The organism is Sphingomonas sp. PP-CC-3A-396 (assembly GCF_004343105.1).
Lineage (GTDB): Bacteria > Pseudomonadota > Alphaproteobacteria > Sphingomonadales > Sphingomonadaceae > Sphingomonas.
In genome coordinates, this window is record NZ_SLYF01000001.1 from 366,873 (window position 1) to 384,591 (window position 17,719).

Genomic DNA, 17,719 nt, shown 5'->3' on the forward strand with positions numbered 1-17,719 from the left:
CGACACCCACCACTCCGGCACCATTCCGGTTTGGTTAGCGAATTATCAAGCCTTCGCGCTTAACCCTGTCTGCACTTATCCGGGGATTTGGGCATGAGTGCATTCGGGCGTCGTAATGGCATGAGCGGGGGGCAAGCGGCCCGGCCCGCATTCGGCGTCGCCCGTCCCATGCAGGGCGGGTCTATGCAAGGCGGCGGCCCCGCGCCGCGATCCGAGCCCGAGGGCGGGTCGCAATTCCCGCCGATCGAATCGCTGCCGATGCCCGGCGAATCCGACGGCTTCGGCCCCGGCACGATGCCCGGCACGCAGATGGACGCGATGCAGCGCCTGTCGGACCGCCAGAACGCGAGCGGCGAAGCGGGCAACAGCCGCGTCGAGGGTTTCGAGCAGTCGATCCACAAGATCAAGGAACAGGTGCTCCCGCGCCTGCTCGAACGCGTCGATCCTGAGGCGGCGGCGACGCTCGGCAAGGACGAACTCGCCGAGGAATTCCGCCCGATCATCGGCGAAGTGCTCGCCGAACTGAAGCTGACGCTCAACCGCCGCGAACAGTTCGCGTTGGAAAAGGTGCTGGTCGACGAGCTGCTCGGGCTCGGGCCGTTGGAGGAGCTGCTGGCGGATCCGAACATCACCGACATCATGGTGAACGGGCCGGAGCAGACCTATGTCGAGCGCAAGGGCAAGCTCGAACTCGCGCCGATTCAGTTCCGCGACGAGGAGCATTTGTTCCAGATCGCGCAGCGGATCGTGAACTCGGTCGGCCGTCGCGTCGACCAGACTTCGCCGCTCGCCGATGCGCGCCTGAAGGATGGCTCGCGCGTCAACGTGATCGTGCCGCCGCTGTCGCTTCGCGGTACCGCGATCTCGATTCGTAAATTCTCCGCCAAGCCGATCACGCTCGACATGATGGCGGGGTTCGGATCGATGTCGCCGAAGATGGCGACCGCGCTGAAGATCGCAGGGGCGTCGCGCTTCAACGTGGTGATCTCCGGCGGTACCGGTTCGGGCAAGACGACGATGCTCAACGCGTTGTCGAAGATGATCGACCCCGGCGAGCGCGTGCTGACGATCGAGGACGCCGCCGAACTTCGCCTGCAACAGCCGCACTGGCTGCCGCTCGAAACGCGGCCGGCCAATCTGGAGGGTCAGGGCGAGATCTCGATCCGCGATCTCGTCAAGAACGCGCTGCGTATGCGGCCTGACCGGATCATCCTGGGCGAAATTCGTGGCTCCGAGTGTTTCGACATGCTCGCGGCGATGAACACCGGTCACGATGGCTCGATGTGCACGCTCCACGCCAACTCCCCGCGCGAGGCGCTCGCGCGTATGGAGAACATGGTGATGATGTCGGACATCAAGGTGCCGAAGGAAGCCATCTCGCGGCAGATCGCCGACTCGGTCGAGCTGATCATCCAGGTGAAGCGCCTGCGCGACGGCTCGCGACGGGTGACCAACATCACCGAGGTGATCGGCATGGAGGGCCCGGTGATCGTCACGCAGGAGCTGTTCAAGTTCGAATACATGGACGAGTCGGCGGACGGGAAGATCCTGGGGGAATACCGCTCGATGGGGTTGCGGCCGTATACGCTGGAGAAGGCCAAGCAATTCGGGTTCGATCAGGCGTATCTCGAGGCGTGCCTGTAAGGCGTTTTTTTGGCGCCCTTAGCCTCCCAATACCACCCCGGCGAAGGCCGGGGCCCAGTCGGCAAGGTGGTAATAACGAAGCGCAGTCCGCAGTTGGCGACGTCTCCCAACTGGGCCCCGGCCTCCGCCGGGGTGGTGTGTTTTCTATGCGCTGCGCATCGTCCCCGGGCTGGATAGTTGTCTGAGTTTGCCGGTTGGTTTCGACAGCCTCGACCTACCTTCTGCCGTCCTCACATAACGGTGCAACCCCAATGATCCTCCCCCGCCAGGGGGAGGTGTCGCCGAAGGTGACGGAGGGGGAGGACGGGCAACAGACGGGAGTCCTTTCCGCCCCCTCCGACTGGCAAGGGCCAGCCACCTCCCCCTGGCGGGGGAGGATCATCGATCGACTTTTGCGCTCAGAACGAGAGAAGATTGTTTCCCCGCGAAGGCGGGGACCCAGACTGGACTCCCGCCTTCGCGGGAGAACATGGAAGCGCGGACCATCCCTCGTCACTAGCCACGAGCCACGTCCTTGCAGCGAGGGGGTAGGCAGCTTCTTCTACGGGCACGCCCTGCCCACGCTTGTGCGCAGCGACCGACCCGTTAGGGACGCCCCTACATGCGTCGCGCCCTGCTAGCCCTCGTCCCGCTGATCGCGGTCCTCTTCGTCTCGGCGCGCGAGCCCTCGAAATCGGCGACGGCGCCTGCCATCTCCCCGGCCGCGCGAGATCGCGGCGTCTATCGGCTCGCGACCGATGCCGAGGCGCGCTGGATTCCGTTCGACCTTACCCCGGGCAACCAGATCCGCTTCACGATGCAGCTTGACGGACGCGACGTCACCGCGATCCTCGACACCGGCGTCAGCTACAGCTTGCTCGCCAAGGCCTCCCCCGCGCTCGACACCGCCAAGCTGGTGGCCGGCGGCAGCGCGACCGCGATCGGCGGATCGGTTGCGCTCGGCTGGATGCCGACGCGTACGATCGCGCTCGGCGGTCTTGCGCGTATCGGCGGCGGCGTGACGGTCGCCGACCTGCCCGCGATCGCCACCGGCAGCATGTCAGCCGTCGACCTGCTGGTCGGCGCAGACATGCTCGCCGGCCACGCGCTCGACATCGATTATGCCGCCAAGCGCTTTCGCCTGCTCCGCTCAGGGCGCCTGCCGTTCAAGGGCGAAACCGCGCCGCTCCGCGTTTCGACCGAGCGCAGCGTCTACGAAAGCACGATCACGCTGGGGGGCAGACGCCTCGCGCCGATCGTGGTCGACACCGGCGACGGCTCGTCGGTCACCGTTACGGCCGCGGGATGGCAGGCGGCGAACCTGACGGCGTTGCGCACGACCAGCGCGATCTCGTTCGGGCTCGCCGGCCCGGCGGTCAGCGGCCTCGCGATCGTTCCCGAGATTCGCGTCGGCGAGATGGTCGCGCGCGAGGCCGAAGTCCGGATCGAGCCCGCGGGCGGCTTCTCGCAGGCGATCGGCACCGCAGGCCGGATCGGCTCGGGATTTCTCCAGAACTACCGCGTGCTGCTCGACCCCGGCGCACGGCGGATGGTATTCAGCCGCGGTCCCAAAGCCGACCTGCCACCGCCGCGATCGACCAGCGGCTTGCTCATCGGCATCGAGAAGGACCGGCTGAAAGTTCTCCATGTCATGCGCGGCGGCCCCGCGGCCGCGGCGGGCTGGAAGGACGGCGACCTGATCTGCAGCATCGACGGCGTGCCGATCGCCGCGGACTATGCGACCAGCCCGATCGCAGCATGGTCGGCAGGTGCGCCCGGCCGGATCGTCACGCTCGGACTGTGCGACGGCACTGTGCGACGGCTCGAACTGACGCATTTTTATTAGGACTGCCCATGTTTAGCCTGCGTCACCGATCGGGGCAGGCTTTTGTCCTGCTCCTCATCGCCTTCGCCCTCCGCAGCCCGTTATTCGGCAATCCGGTGATCCATAGCGACGAGCAATTCTACCTGCTGGTCGGCGATCGCCTGCTCCACGGGGCGTGGCCGTTCGTCGATATCTTCGATCGCAAACCGGTCGGGCTGTTCCTGATCTTCGCCGGCATCCGCAGCGTCGGCGGTAACGGCATCGTGATGTATCAGCTTGCCGCGACGCTCGTTGCGGCGGGGACGGCCTTCCTGGTCGGTCGCATCGTGCACCGACTTACCGCCCCCGGATCGGCCACACGATCGTCTACGACGGCATCCACGGCAGAGCTCGGCGCCGGCCTGATCTACCTCGTTTGGGTGATGATCTTCGACGGCGCAGGGGGGCAATCCGCGATCTGGGGCAACGCGCTCATGGCCGGCGCCGCGTTGCTGGTGCTCGGCCGCGATGCCGACGATCGTCGCGTCGGTTCGCGCGGGGTCGGCGCCATGCTGCTGATCGGCCTGGCGATGCAGATCAAATATACCGCGATGTTCGAGGGGATATTCTTCGGTCTGGTCCTGCTCAAACAGTCCCATGCAACCGATCGCTCGATCGCGCGCCTGATCCGCAACGCTGCGTTCTGGGTCGCCGCGGCGCTATTCCCGACTGCGATCGCGTGGGCGGTCTATGCGCTGGCGGGCCACAACGATGCGTTCGTGTTCGCGAACTTCCTGTCGATCTTCGGCCAGCAGAACGATGACGGTTTCGGCTCCAGCCTGCTGAAACTGGCAGGCGCGCTTGCGTTGAGCTGTCCGCTGGTCGTGCCGGCGTGGCACGGTCGGCGATCGGCACCGTTCGCGATGGGCTGGCTCGTGGCGGCGGGTCTTGCCGTCATCATCATGCGCAACTTCGAGCTGCTGTACCTGCTACCCGTCGCGCTTCCGCTTGCCGTCGCCGCAGGCACCGGTCTGGCTCGCGTTTCGACACGTGCACGCCGCAGATCGCTGATCGCGGTGCTGCTGTTCGGCGTGGTCGCGGCGGCGGTCCTCGGCGGGATACGCGTCGCCCGTCGCGGCACGGCCCGACAGGTCGCCGCACTCGTCCACATGGTCGGACAGCATCCCCCGGGCTGCCTGTTCACGTTCGGCAGCGAACCGATCCTCTATTACCTGACGCAGTCTTGCTTGCCGACGCCGTACATTTTCCGCAGCCATCTCAGCCGGATGACCGAGGCGCATGGTCTGGGCATCGATCCGGCCACCGAGACCGCGCGCCTGCTCGCCGCCAATCCCGGCGTGATCGTCGTCCGTGCGGATAAAGCCGATACCAACCCCGCAACCCGGGCACGCGTGGCGGCGGCAATCGCCGACCGCTATCGGTTGGTGGGCGTCGTGAAGGTCGGCGCCTTGCCGCACACGGTGTATCGCCTGAACCGCTGAGCGGTCAGGACTTGAACGCGAGCCCGATCGTGACCGCGAGGGCGATCAGCGCGAGCATCTGGACGGTCGGCCAGTCGACCCAGCCGACCGAGTCCGGATCGTGCCGCCGTCGCCGGCGTCGTTCGCCGAACCCGGCGGCGATGGCTAATGCGGCGAGCCCGCCACTCGCGCTCCACAACACCGCGCTCATCGTTCAGCCGAGCTTCTCGACCTTTTCCTGCAACTTGGCGAGTTCGCTGCGCAATGCTGCAATCTCGTCGTCCTTGCTGGCGGCTGGGGCCGGCGTCGTCGCGGCCGGCGTCATCGCCTGCGCGGCGACGTCGAACATCGCAAGGTTGCGCTTGGCGATATCGGCGAACGGCGAGTTGGCGAATGCACCCTCGACCGCGGACTTGAACTGATCGTGGTTGCGACGGAAGCTGTCCATCGACGCCTCCAGATACCCCGGCACCATCGTCTGCATCGAGTCGCCGTACATCGAGATCAGCTGGCGCAGGAAGTTCACCGGCATCATCGTCTCGCCGCGGCTCTCCTCCTCCATGATGATCTGGGTGAGGACGTTGTGCGTGATGTCCTCGTCGGTCTTGGCATCGACCACCTTGAAGTCGCGGCCCTCGCGGGTCATCGTCGCGAGATGATCGAGTGTGATGTAGGATGAGGACTCGGTGTTATAGAGCCGCCTGTTGGCGTATTTCTTGATGATGACGATTCCGTCGGCAGCCGGTTGCTTCTTCATGGATCCCCCGTCTTATGTTTGAAACGGAGGCTACAGTCTTTGATGACGCACCGCAACAAGGTCCGAGGCCCTTACCCTTGTTCCTTAATGTGCTGCGCAGCGAGACCGCAGCATCGCCCGAACGGATGGCCCGCGCGCTAGCCGGATTGCGCGCCTATCAGGCCGCACCACGAGAGCAGCGGCCCGATCCGATGCCCGCAATTCACCGCGCAGGTCGAGTTTCGTTGCGCGATTACGGTGGCAGCGGGCGCCCCGTCGTGTTCGTCCCGTCGCTGATAAATCCGCCCGACATCCTCGACCATTCGCCCGCGACTTCGCTGGTGCGATGGATTGCCGCGCAGGGATTTCGTGTCTGGCTGGTCGACTGGGGATCACCCGGCAGCGACGACCGCGATCTCGATCTGGCGGCGCATGTCGAGCGCTTGCTGGTCCCGTTGCTCCGGGCGCTGCCCAAACCGCCGGTACTGGTCGGCTATTGCCTCGGCGGCACGCTCGCACTTGGTGCCGCTGCGATCACGCCAGTAGCCGGAGTCGCGACGATCGCTGCGCCGTGGCATTTCGCGGGCTACGGCGAAGGCCGCCCCACACTCGCCGCAACCTGGGCCACGGTAAAACCCGCGGCCGCGATGCTCGGCGTGCTCCCGATGGAAGTCCTGCAAGCGGGCTTCTGGCAGCTCGACCCGGCCCGTACGATCGCCAAATACGAAGCGTTCGCGGACCTCGCTCCCGACAGCGACGCGGCGCGCGCGTTCGTGCGACTCGAGGATTGGGCGAACGCGGGTGCCCCCCTCCCCTACGCCGCCGCCGCGTCGCTGTTCGAGGACTGCATCGCCGACGACCTCCCCGGCAAGGGCGGCTGGGTCATCGCAGGCACCTCGGTCGATCCGCTCACGCTGGCCTGCCCGACCGTCGAGTTCGTGTCGCTGAGCGACCGTATCGTGCCCGCCGCCACCGCGATCGGGCTCGCCGACCGCCGCGATCTCGGCGCAGGTCATGTCGGCATGATCGTCGGCCGCAGCGCCCGCGCGCGCCTCTGGGAGCCGCTCGCCAACTGGATCGCCGCGCTCGGGTGACCTACATGGGGTCCAACCATAGAGGATCCTGACATGACCGATCTCCCCACCGACGTCGTCATCACCGCTGCCAAGCGCACGCCCGTCGGCAGCTTCTTGGGGGCCTTCGCCACCACGCCAGCGCACGAACTCGGCCGCATCGCGATCGAGGCCGCGCTCGAACAGGCAGGCGTCGCCGGCGAGGACGTTTCCGAAGTGATCCTCGGCCAGGTCCTCACCGCGGCCCAAGGCCAGAACCCCGCGCGCCAGGCGTCGATGGCGGCGGGCGTGCCGAAGGAAATCCCCGCCTGGGGCGTCAACCAGGTCTGTGGCTCGGGCCTGCGCGCGGTCGCGCTCGCGGCACAGGCGATCCAGACCGGCGACGCGACCATCGTCGTCGCGGGCGGCCAGGAATCGATGTCGCTCTCCGCGCACGCGCAGTCGATCCGCGGCGGGCAGAAGATGGGCAACCTTGCCCTTGTCGACACGATGGTCAGCGACGGCCTGACCGACGTCTTCAACGGCTATCACATGGGCATCACTGCCGAAAACCTCGCCGAGCAATACCAGGTCACGCGCGGCGAGCAGGACGCGTTCTCGGTCGCCTCGCAGAACAAGGCCGAGGCGGCGCGCGGATCGGGCCGCTTCAAGGACGAGATCGCACCCGTCACGATCAAGGGCCGCAAGGGCGACACGGTCGTTGCAGACGACGAATACATCCGCGCCGGCGCGACCATCGAGAGCGTCTCGGGCGTAAAACCCGCGTTCAAGAAGGACGGTACCGTCACCGCCGCCAATGCGAGCGGCCTCAACGACGGCGCGGCTGCGCTCGTGATGATGCGCCGCGATGAAGCCGAACGCCGCGGCTCGACCATCCTCGCGACGATCAGGAGCTGGGCCTCGGCCGGCGTCGATCCGTCGGTGATGGGCATCGGCCCCGTCCCCGCCACTCGACGCGCTTTGGAGAAAGCCGGCTGGACGCTAGCCGACCTCGACCTGATCGAAGCCAACGAGGCGTTTGCCGCGCAGGCGCTGTCGGTCGGCAAGGAACTCGGCTGGGACGCGTCGAAGGTCAACGTGAACGGCGGCGCGATCGCGATCGGCCACCCGATCGGTGCCAGCGGCGCGCGCGTCCTGACGACGCTGATCTACGAGATGCAGAAGCGAGACGCGAAGAAGGGCCTCGCGACGCTGTGCATCGGCGGCGGCATGGGGATCGCAATGTGTCTGGAACGATAGGATAATCCAGTCATGCTGTCGGTTTGTTGCAAATAAGATACAATTTGGACCTGAAATTACGTCTCGTTCATCTTGGCGCAACAAACCGGTTGATTCACTCCAATGATGCGATCACCGTTGGTTATCAAATAAGGCGTAAACGCCGATAAACGGGGGTTTTTATGAAGTTCTCACGCTTTCTGAGCGCGACGGCGCTTGTCGGTGCCTTTGCGGGTCTGCCGAACGTAGCGCACGCACAGTCCGCCACCGATCAGACCCTGCCTGCAGATACGCAGCAGGCCAGCCCGACGCAGGCCCCGACGGAGGCTTCGCCGCAGGCCGGCGAGGAAATCCTGGTCACCGGCTCGCGTATCGCAAGCCCCAACGGTCAGTCCGCAGTCCCCGTGACCAGCGTCAGCGTGGCCGAACTCACCTCGACCGCCAAGACGTCGATCGGCGACGTGTTGAACGATCTGCCACAGCTTCAGAGCACCTTCAGCCAAGCGAACTCGACCCGCTTTCTCGGCACCGCAGGTCTTAACCTGCTCGATCTGCGCGGGCTGGGCACGCAGCGCACGCTCGTTCTGGTCAACGGCCGCCGCCATGTCGGCTCGGACGTCCTGAACAACGCGGTGTCGGTCGATACCAACACCATTCCGACCGACCTGATCCAGCGTGTCGATATCACGACCGGCGGCAACTCCGGCGTTTATGGTTCGGACGCGCTGGCCGGCGTCGTCAACTTCATCCTGAAGGACAATTACGAAGGTCTGCAGATCCGCAGCCAGGGCGCGATCAGCGAGCGCGGTGACGCCGGCTCGTATTTCGGCAGCGTCCTCGCCGGCAAGAACTTCGCCGACGGCCGCGGCAACCTCGCCGTCGATCTCGAATATTCGCGTCAGAATTCGCTGTACGCCTCGCAGCGCGATTATCTTCGCCAAGTAAACGGTTTCATCGCGACCGATTCGGACACCGCAGGCGTTGCGGCCGGTCAGACGAAACTGAACTATGACGGCATCCCCGACTCGGTATTTTTCAACGATATCCGGTCGGCCACTCTATCGGCCGGTGGCCTCGTCGCTTTTGCGAGCCCAACGGGTGCCTGCGGACGTGACAACGCACCAAGCGCGGTCTTCAACAACGCCGGGCGGCCGTTCTCCTGCAACTATCTGTTCCAGTCGTCAGGGGCATTGGCCCAGGAGACGGGCACGCGCGTCGGGCTCGCCGCCACGGCAGGTACCGGGTCGGCCACCAACCCGTTCCGCGCCAGCGCGGTTCCAGCCGGCAACTATCTCGGCGGCAACGGCGACACGCGTCGTGAAGGTCAGCTCGTTCAGATCCTGCCGCAGCTTGATCGCTATTCGGCAAACCTGATCGGTCATTTCGAAGTTTCGGACGCCTTCGTTCCGTTCATCGAAGCAAAGTATTCGCGGACCGACTCGGTTGGTCAGGGAAGCTCCGGCCCCGCATTCTTTACCGGTGGTACGCTCGATCTGCTGTATGAGCGTCCGCGCCTGGACAACCCCTATCTGTCGACGGACGCGCGCAACACGATCGCCGCACAGATCCTGGCCAGTGGCATCAATCCTACGACCAATGCACCGCTGACCGCAGCCAACATCGCGGCGATCAACAATGGTTCCTACCGTTTCATCCTGCGCAAGAACCTGACCGATCTTGGCGTCCGCACCGAGCAGGCACGTCGTGAAACCTACCGTCTGGTCGGCGGCATCCGCGGCAACTTCAACAGCGATTGGCATTACGAGCTGTCGGGGAACTACGGCGAGTTCCGCGAGCGCACCAAGGTTCTCGGCAATCTGAACGTCCAGCGCATGGTGCTGGCGCTGGATGCGGTCACCAATCCGGCCACCGGCCAGATCGTCTGCGGTTCGCAACTGGCGGGCGTTGGACAGGCTCGCGCCGATGCATCGTTCGGTGGCGATCTCGCGGGTAACGCCGCGGTTCAGGCCGCGGATATTGCCGCATGCCAGCCGTTGAACCCGTTCGGTACCGGCAACATCTCGCAGGCCGCGAAGAACTACGTGCTGCAAGATACCACTTCGAGCGGCAAGATCACGCAGCTCGACATCAACGGCTTCGTGTCGGGTGACCTGAGCCAGCTGTTCACGCTGCCGGGTGGCGACATCGGCTTCTCACTGGGTGGTGAATATCGTCGTGAGACGGTGTTCTACGAGCAGGATCCGTTGGTTTCGGCCGGCTACACCTTCTACAACGCGATCGGTAAGCTCGATCCGACCTCGTTCGAGGTGAAGGAAGCGTTTGGCGAGATCCAGATCCCGCTGCTGAAGGATCTTCCGCTGATCCGCGAGCTGACGCTCAGTGGATCGGGCCGCGTCTCCGACTATAAGGGATCGGCCGGCACGGTGTACGCCTATAGCGGCAACGTCACTTACGCGCCGATCGACGGGATCCGTCTGCGGGCCAATTATTCGCGGTCGGTGCGTGCGCCGAACCTGTCGGAGCTGTACTCGCCGCAGTCGCAGAACTTCGCCAGCGTCAGCGATCCCTGCTCGGCCCGCAACCTGGCCGGCGGTACGCAGTTCCGTGCGGCAAATTGCGCGGCGGCTGGCATCCCGACCACCTATGATTACGTCTACGCGCAGACGCTCGAGATCCTGAGCGGCGGCAATCCCGACCTCAACGTTGAAAAGTCGGACTCCTACACGTACGGCGTGGTGTTCCAGCCGAAGGTGACCCCCGGGCTGACGCTGTCGGTCGATTACTACAACATCAAGGTCAACAACGTGATCACCGCGCCATCGGCACAGGGGATCATCAACAGCTGCTATGACTCGCCGACGACGGCAAACCAGTTCTGCTCGCTTTTCACCCGCGTGGGCGCTGGCCAGACCGGCGCGGTTGGCGAGGAGCAGTATCGTATTGTCGAGGGCAGCCTTCAGCAGACGCTGTTGAACTACGCCAAGCTGCAGGTCCGCGGCATCGACGTCGATCTGAACTACTCGCACACCTTTGGTGATGTCCGCTTCAACAGCCACATCGTCTACACGCACGTGTTCACGAACAGCTCGTTCACCGATCCGACGCAGCCCGGCTTTGCCGACACGACGGTTGGTGAGATCGGTTCGCCGAAGGATCAGGTCAACTGGAACCTGGGGGCAGACTTCGGGACGCTCTTCGGCAACCTGCAGATGCGCTACATCACCAAGCAGTCGGTTGGCGCGATTGAGAACCGCCAGTCCTTCCAGGGCCGCGTGGCGCAGAACCTCGATGATTTCGACATCCCCTACTATCCCGATGTCTTCTACATGGACATCAAGCTGGGCCTGAACGTCACGCGCGATACCAACTTCTACTTCGGTATCGACAATTTGACGGATCGCCTGCCGCCGCTCGGCTCGACGGGTATCGGTGCCGGCACCGCGATCTTCGAACCGCTGGGTCGCAAGTTCTACGCAGGGTTCCAGGCCAAGTTCTGATCCCTCCGGACCAGCGATGAAAACGAGAAAGGACCGGGGCATTCCCGGTCCTTTTTCGTTTCAGGTCGAGGCGATGGATGCGGTGAGCTGGCGGCTGCAAGGCGGCTGATCGCCTACTCTGCGACACATCGGGACGCGTTGGCCCCGATGGTCGGGTAACCTTTTACGATCAGCTAACCGACCACACCCGGTCGAACCGCTGGCCGAGGCCGGTCAGCAACTCATATTGCGAGAGGCCCGAGGCCGCAGCACTCGTCGGCAGGGCGTAGTCCAGCGTGACCCAGTCGCCCTCCTCCAACTCACGGGCCGCATCGACGTCGATCGCGACCAGGTCCATCGAGACCCTGCCGAGGACGGGCAACACCCGGCCCAACGCCAACGCCGCACCGACATTGGTGAAATGCCGTCGATAGCCGTCCGCATAGCCGAGGTTGAGGACCGCGACCTCGGTGTCGTTCTCGGCCGTCCAGCGCGCATTGTAGCCGACGCTGTCGCCAGCGCGCACGCGGCGGCGTTGCAGGATCTGCGCTTCGGGGCGGACGACCTGCCGGATCGTGCTCAGTTCGGGCCGGGGAACACCGCCGTAAAGGGCTAGCCCCGGTCGCGTGAGATCGAACGCATAGCCGTCGAGTGCGATGCCGGCCGAGTTGGCGAGACTTGTGCGCTTCGCCGACGTCGCGCCGGCCAACGCGGCGAACCGATCGCGCTGGGCCGCGTTCATCGGCGAGTCTTCGTCGGCGCAGGCGAGGTGGCTCATCAGCGTTTCGATTTCGACACCGTCGAGCAAGCCGCCGGCGATGTCGTCTGTCGAGATGCCGAGGCGGTTCATGCCGGTGTCGACCATGACGTCGCACGGGCCTGCCCCCACGGCTTTCCAGCGGGCGACCTGGGTGGGGGTGTTGAGGACCGGGCGGGCGAAACCGGCTGCGGCGGCGGGCATGTCGTCTTCGCGAACGCCGTGGAGGACGGACACGGTCAGGCCCAGCGGCGCGAGTTCGGCGGCTTCCTGCCAGTTGGAGACGAAGAAATCGCGGCAGCCGGCGTTGGCGAGGCGGCGGGCGACCTCGATCGCGCCGAGGCCGTAGCCGTTTGCCTTCACCGCCGCGCCGCATGCCGCGGTGCCGCTCATGCGGTCGAGCGTACGCCAGTTCTGGACGAGTGCGTCGCCGTCGAGGCGCAGGCGGAGGGGGGCGGGAATGTCGATCACCCGGCGCGGGATAGTGAACCGGGCTCCGCGCGTCGATGATCTTTCACCCCGCCGGCCCCGACTTGGCCCCGATCCACCGGGCGTGTCGCTTGGCTAGCCGATCTCGACACGCCCGACCGGGACCAGCAGGCGGCGGCCGCCATCGTCGAGCGGCGCGACGCGGACGCCGAACACCTGGGCGAGCGTGTCCGCGGTCATCACCTCGGCGACCGGACCGAACGCGACGATGCGACCGTCGGCGATCAGCAGCGCGTCGTCCGCAGCGCGCTGCGCCTGGACGAGGTCGTGGAGAACGATCGCGACCCCTGCCCCGCCGCCCGCGTAGGCGCGCAGGCGGGCGAGCAGGTCGATCTGGTGCGAGGGGTCGAGGCTGGCGAGCGGTTCGTCGGCGAGCAACCAGCGCGGTTCGCCTGCTAGGACGCGCGCGAGCAGGACGCGGGCGCGCTCACCGCCGGAGAGTTCGCCGACCGGGCGATCGGCGAGGTGCGCGGTCTCGGTATCGTGCATCGCACGATCGACGGCGGCGTGGTCGTCGGGCGATGGGGCGGCATGCGCGCCGAGGTGCGGCAGGCGGCCGAGCGAGACGACATCGCGTGCGACGATGTTCCAGTGCACCGTCGCATCCTGCGGGAGGTAGCCGATCGCGCGGGCGCGGGCGCGCGGGTCCATCGTCGCGACGTCCTGCGTGTCGAGTCGGACGCTGCCCGCGCTGCCACCGACGAGCGCGGCGGCGGCCTTGACGAGCGTGCTCTTTCCGGCGCCGTTGGGGCCGAGGATCGCGGTGACTCGGCCGGGGCGGAGATGCGCGGAGACGTCGTGGAGGACGGTGCGCTTGCCGAGCTTCACGCGCAGTGCGTCGACGATCAGATCCATGCCCGGCCTCGTTCCTTGACCAGCAACCCGAGGAAGAACGGCGCGCCGATCATCGCCATTGCGACGCCGAGCCGGACTTCGCCTGCGCCGGGGGCGAGGCGGACGAGGCTGTCGGCGGCGAGCACGAGCGCGGCTCCACCGAGCGCTGAGGGGAGCAGTAGGGCGCTCGGGCGGTGGCCGAAGATCGGGCGCAGCAGATGCGGCACGACGAGGCCGACGAAGCCGATCACGCCGGTCACCGCGACGCCTGCACCGACAACGAGCCCGGTGCCGAGCACGACCAGCCACCGGATGCGGCCCATCCGTATCCCGAGCGATCGCGCCGCCGCCTCGCCTAGCGACAATGCATCGAGCGAACGGCCGGTGAGCATCAGCAGGACGCCGCCGAGCAGCATCGGCGGCAGCGCGAGCTTTATATCGTCCCAGCCTCGATCGGTCAGCGCGCCCATGATCCAGTCGATCACCTCGGCGACCGCATAGGGGTTGGGCGCGATCGAGATCAGGAACGCGGTCAGCGCGCCGGCGAGGCTGGCGAGCACGGTGCCGGCGAGGATGAAGGTGATCGCGCTCGGCGATCGCCATGTCAGCGCGGCGAGGAGCGCGACCGCACCGCCCGCGCCGAGCATTGCAGCGGCGAAGATGGCAGGTCCCGAACCGGCCCCGAAGATGATCGCGGCGACTGCGCCGAGTGCTGCGACCGACGATATGCCGACGACGGCGGGGTCGGCGAGCGGGTTGCGGAGATAGCCTTGCAGGACCGCGCCCGACAGCCCGAGCGTGGCACCGAGCACGAGGCCGAGTACCGCGCGTGGCAGGCGGAGTTCGAGGATGATCCACCAGCGCGGGTCGCTCGAGAACCAGGCGTCGAGCGGCACCCAGACTTTCCCGCAGCCGAGCGACAGGCCGAACAGGAGGACAACCAGCAGGCCAAGGGTGATGAGTTTGGGCGTGCGGGTCATCACAGGTCCACCGCAAGCATACCGGCGACTGCCGCCACCCCGGCGAAGGCCGGGGCCCAATTGGGGGACGATCGTGACGGCGTGCAGCGCTCCATTATTTCCGCCATTCCAATTGGGCCCCGGCCTTCGCCGGGGTGGTTTTGGTATGGGTGTCGCATTACAGCGCCGCCCGTATCGCCGCGAGGCGTTCCAGCGCCGGTGGAATGGTCGGGCCGCCGCAGTTGATCAGGACGCGGGGGAAGACGGCTTGCGGCGTACGCGGCAGCAGGCGGCGGCGCAGCGCGGTGCCGCGGCTGGCGCGTTCGGGGGCGATCACGATGGCCGGCGGTTGCGTCACGATCGTCTCCGCGGACAGCGTGCCGGTATGCGTCAGGCCGTAGCTCGCGGCGGCGTTGCGGAAGCCGACACGGGTCATCATCTCGTTCAGCAACGTGCTCCCCCCGGTTGCGAGATCGCCGCTGATATAGAGCAGAGCGCTGGGCGGCATGTCATCCTTGGGCCCATCCTTGCGACTCCAGCGCGCCACCGCGCGATCGATATCGGCATTGATCCGCGCGCCACCCGCGGGCGCACCGACCGCGTCGGCGATCTGCTTCACCTGTGCCTGGCTCTCCGCGATCGAGTCCGGGATGCCGAGCAGCAGCGTCTTCAGCCCGGCCCGCGCGTAGGCCGCTTGGGTCGCCGGCGGCGTATACGTGCTGGCGATGACGAGATCGGGGTGGAGCGCGATCACCTCCTCGGCGGTCCCGGCGATGCCGCGAAACCGGCGCGCGACGGCGAGCGGGATCGATGTCGCGGACGGATCTTGCGAATAATGGCTGATCGCGGCGATCCGTGAAGGCGGCAGGATGCGGACCAGCACCGAATCCACGCACGGATTGGTCGAGACGATCCCCCCGCCCCCGCTCGGCGGCGATGCGCAGCCCCCGAGCAGGAGCGCGAGGAGGATCGCCCCGCGCCTCACTTCAGCCGCAACCGCACGCCGCCATACGCCGCGCGACCGTAATTGCCGTAGCCCGCGATCGTCTCGTACCGCGAGTCGGTGAGGTTATCGACGCGGCCGTACAGCGCGATCTGGTCGGTGATCGGCATTTCCGCGCGGACACCCGCCAGCGCATAGCCGTCGAGCCGTACGGTGTTGGCGGCGTCGTCGAAGCTGTCGCCGACCATCGTCACGGTGCCGCCGACCGACAGCCCGAACGCGAACCGGTAATCGGCGTCGACGCTCGCGGTCTGCTTGGGACGGCGCGCGAGATCGTTGCCGAAATCGCTGCCGATCGAGCGGTTCTCGGTGTCGATATAGCTGTAGTTCGCGGTCAGCGTCAGCGCGTCGACCGGGCGCAGCGCCAAGGTGAACTCGACGCCGTCCGCCTCGGCGCGGGCGATGTTGTCATAGACGCCGAACGGGCGGCCGACGCAGATCGAACCGGCGGTCACCTGCTCCGCCGGGCTGCAATCGCGGAAGTCGATCTGGTTGCGCGTACGGCGGTTGAAATAGGTCACGCTTGCGCGGACCCGGTTGTCGAGGAACGCCTGCTCGACCCCGACGTCGAAGTTGCGCGCGGTCTCCGGATCGAGGCCGCGATTCCCGTAGTCGGAGAAGAGCTGGTACAGGGTCGGTGCCTTGAAGCCTTCGCCATAGCTTGCGCGGATCGTCGTGCCGGTGCGCAACGCCAGCGCCGCGTTCGCGCCGAATGTGGTGTGGCTGCCAAAATCGTCGTGATCGTCGTTGCGGACGCCGCCGGTGATGGTGAGGATATCGAGCGGCTTGACGATCAGCTGGCCGTAAACGCTGGTGATGCCGGTATCCGCGAAGGTGAAGCCGTCGTTGAAGCGGCTGTTCTCGCGCTCGAAGCCGGCGACCACGCGGACCTGGTCGAGCGGGCGGAAGTCGCCTTGGTATTCGTAGCGTTCGCTGCGGCCGCGGCCGATGAAGGTCGGATCGCTGCCGAAGCTCGGGTCGTAATTGTCGCGGTTGATGTCGGCGATCGTGAACGCGACGCGGTTGTTGAACCGGCCATCGGCGAAGTTCGCGTGCAGCCCGGCATAGCCGTAAGCCTCGCGCGTCTTCGAATATTCGGGCGTGTCGGCTAGCACGTAATCGGGCGCTGGGAAGCCGTCGATCTCGACGCGGCTGTCGGCGAAATAGCCGCGCAGGTCGAGGCCGATGCCCGGCGCGAACTCGACGCCCACGCGCCCGGTCGCGCCATATTGGCGATAGCCGTCGCGCTCGGTGCCGCTGGCGGCGGACGAGATGCCGTCGGTGCGCAGATAGCCGCCGGTCAGCGAGCCTGATACCGGACCGGTCTTGCCCGACACGCCCGCGCTGGCGAACACGCTGTCGGCATAGCCATATTCGGCGTTGGCGCGCGCTTGGACGCCTTCGGTTGGCGCGGCGGTGATGATGTTGACGACGCCGCCGATTGCCTGGCTGCCCCATGGCACCGAGTTCGGGCCGCGCAACACCTCGATCCGCTCGACCGAGCTCGACAGGAGATTGCCGAAGTTGAAGCCGCCGCCGGTCGACGAGGGATCGTTGACGCGGACGCCGTCGATCACGACGAGCGTCTGGTCCGCCTCGGCGCCGCGGATACGGACGCTGGTCAGCGCGCCGATGGTGCCATTGCGCGTTACCGTCACGCCCGGCGTGGTCGCGAGCAGATCGGAGACGATAACGGTCTGGCGGCGCTCGATCTCGGCGCGGTCGATGACGGTGACGGCCTGGCCGATCTCGCTCAGCGGTTGCGCGGCGCGGGTTGCGGTGACGACGACTTCGGGCGCGTCGGGATCGGGGATGGTCTGGGCATAAGCGGGCGCTGCGATCGCCGCGGCGCCGAGCAGAAGGAAGAATTTCGTCATGGGTACGTCCTAAGCAGAACCGCCTGCGACCATTCGCGGGGCGGCCAGACGTCTCTCGCTCGAGGAAACCCGGCTGGACCGGAGCACTCGTCCGCGCCGGACACCCGCCCGCGCAGTGGATCGACCGTGAAAGGCAGGTCTCCTGGCTTCCGGGTCATCGCGCCCACCCCGCCTTCCCAGGTCGAAACCCAGTGGCATATTCGGGGTGGCCGCTATCCGGTCACAGTTGCGGGTACAGCGCCGGTCTTGCGGATTCCCGCGCACCGACTTCCCTTTTGATCCCGTCGCCGGGAACCCTTCACGGGAGTGGCATTAGTCGCACGCCAGACACGGGTCAACGCAGCGCCTACTCATGCTCCCCACCCGGGGCGTGGTTCAGTAGACTCATGGTCTATCGCACCACCCCGGCGAAGGCCGGGGCCCAAGTG

13 protein-coding genes and 1 riboswitch are annotated in these 17,719 nt (G+C 66.4%); of the genes, 6 read left to right on the forward strand and 7 right to left on the reverse strand.

All coding sequences use genetic code 11. The features are described 5' to 3' along the window. Positions 1-93 precede the first annotated feature (93 nt). The 3 genes from C8J40_RS01695 (at position 94) to C8J40_RS01705 (ending at position 4,929) form a co-directional block, all read left to right on the forward strand. The gene (locus C8J40_RS01695; RefSeq protein WP_132895515.1) at positions 94-1,644 is read left to right on the forward strand and encodes a CpaF family protein; all 1,551 of its coding nucleotides are present in this window, start codon (positions 94-96) and stop codon (positions 1,642-1,644) included. Between the two features lie 601 nt (positions 1,645-2,245). Continuing rightward, complete coding sequence (locus C8J40_RS01700) at positions 2,246-3,469, forward strand: PDZ domain-containing protein (RefSeq protein ID WP_165911338.1); 1,224 nt, start codon at positions 2,246-2,248, stop codon at positions 3,467-3,469. 8 nt (positions 3,470-3,477) lie between these two features. Continuing rightward, positions 3,478-4,929: a hypothetical protein gene (locus C8J40_RS01705; protein ID WP_132895516.1), complete on the forward strand. Its 1,452-nt coding sequence runs from the start codon at positions 3,478-3,480 to the stop codon at positions 4,927-4,929. A gap of 4 nt (positions 4,930-4,933) precedes the next feature. On the opposite strand, the gene C8J40_RS01710 is transcribed toward C8J40_RS01705, so the two are convergent. Together C8J40_RS01710 and phaR are read right to left on the reverse strand one after the other, a co-directional pair. Then, positions 4,934-5,119, reverse strand: coding sequence for a hypothetical protein (locus C8J40_RS01710; protein ID WP_132736225.1), 186 nt, complete (start codon positions 5,117-5,119; stop codon positions 4,934-4,936). Between the two features lie 3 nt (positions 5,120-5,122). Beyond that, positions 5,123-5,665, reverse strand: coding sequence for a polyhydroxyalkanoate synthesis repressor PhaR (gene phaR, locus C8J40_RS01715; RefSeq protein ID WP_107961437.1), 543 nt, complete (start codon positions 5,663-5,665; stop codon positions 5,123-5,125). Between the two features lie 77 nt (positions 5,666-5,742). Here phaR and C8J40_RS01720 point away from each other — a divergent pair, with 77 nt between their 5' ends. From C8J40_RS01720 to C8J40_RS01730, 3 genes are all read left to right on the forward strand, one after another. After that, entirely contained in the window at positions 5,743-6,738 is a 996-nt protein-coding gene (locus C8J40_RS01720; RefSeq protein WP_243693160.1) for an alpha/beta fold hydrolase, read from the forward strand. 33 nt (positions 6,739-6,771) lie between these two features. Continuing rightward, positions 6,772-7,956 (forward strand): acetyl-CoA C-acetyltransferase, encoded by a 1,185-nt coding sequence (locus C8J40_RS01725; RefSeq protein WP_132895518.1) that lies wholly within the window; start codon positions 6,772-6,774, stop codon positions 7,954-7,956. A gap of 161 nt (positions 7,957-8,117) precedes the next feature. Further along, the gene (locus C8J40_RS01730) at positions 8,118-11,393 is read left to right on the forward strand and encodes a TonB-dependent receptor (RefSeq protein WP_132895519.1); all 3,276 of its coding nucleotides are present in this window, start codon (positions 8,118-8,120) and stop codon (positions 11,391-11,393) included. A gap of 169 nt (positions 11,394-11,562) precedes the next feature. On the opposite strand, the gene alr is transcribed toward C8J40_RS01730, so the two are convergent. The 5 genes from alr to C8J40_RS01755 all read right to left on the reverse strand — a co-directional run bounded on the left by alr (position 11,563) and on the right by C8J40_RS01755 (position 17,291). Next, positions 11,563-12,591 (reverse strand): alanine racemase, encoded by a 1,029-nt coding sequence (gene alr / locus C8J40_RS01735; RefSeq protein WP_207901133.1) that lies wholly within the window; start codon positions 12,589-12,591, stop codon positions 11,563-11,565. Between the two features lie 102 nt (positions 12,592-12,693). Then, on the reverse strand, positions 12,694-13,473 hold the full coding sequence (locus C8J40_RS01740; protein WP_132895521.1) for an ABC transporter ATP-binding protein: 780 nt from the start codon (positions 13,471-13,473) through the stop codon (positions 12,694-12,696). Continuing rightward, complete coding sequence (locus C8J40_RS01745; RefSeq protein ID WP_132895522.1) at positions 13,464-14,432, reverse strand: iron ABC transporter permease; 969 nt, start codon at positions 14,430-14,432, stop codon at positions 13,464-13,466. The genes C8J40_RS01740 and C8J40_RS01745 overlap by 10 nt, the downstream gene beginning before the upstream one ends. Positions 14,433-14,589: 157 nt before the next feature. Beyond that, on the reverse strand, positions 14,590-15,396 hold the full coding sequence (locus tag C8J40_RS01750) for an ABC transporter substrate-binding protein (protein WP_132895523.1): 807 nt from the start codon (positions 15,394-15,396) through the stop codon (positions 14,590-14,592). After that, complete coding sequence (locus tag C8J40_RS01755; protein WP_132895524.1) at positions 15,393-17,291, reverse strand: TonB-dependent receptor; 1,899 nt, start codon at positions 17,289-17,291, stop codon at positions 15,393-15,395. The genes C8J40_RS01750 and C8J40_RS01755 overlap by 4 nt, the downstream gene beginning before the upstream one ends. A 114-nt stretch (positions 17,292-17,405) precedes the next feature. Then, positions 17,406-17,605, reverse strand: a riboswitch (cobalamin riboswitch). Between the last annotated feature and the right edge of the window lie 114 nt (positions 17,606-17,719).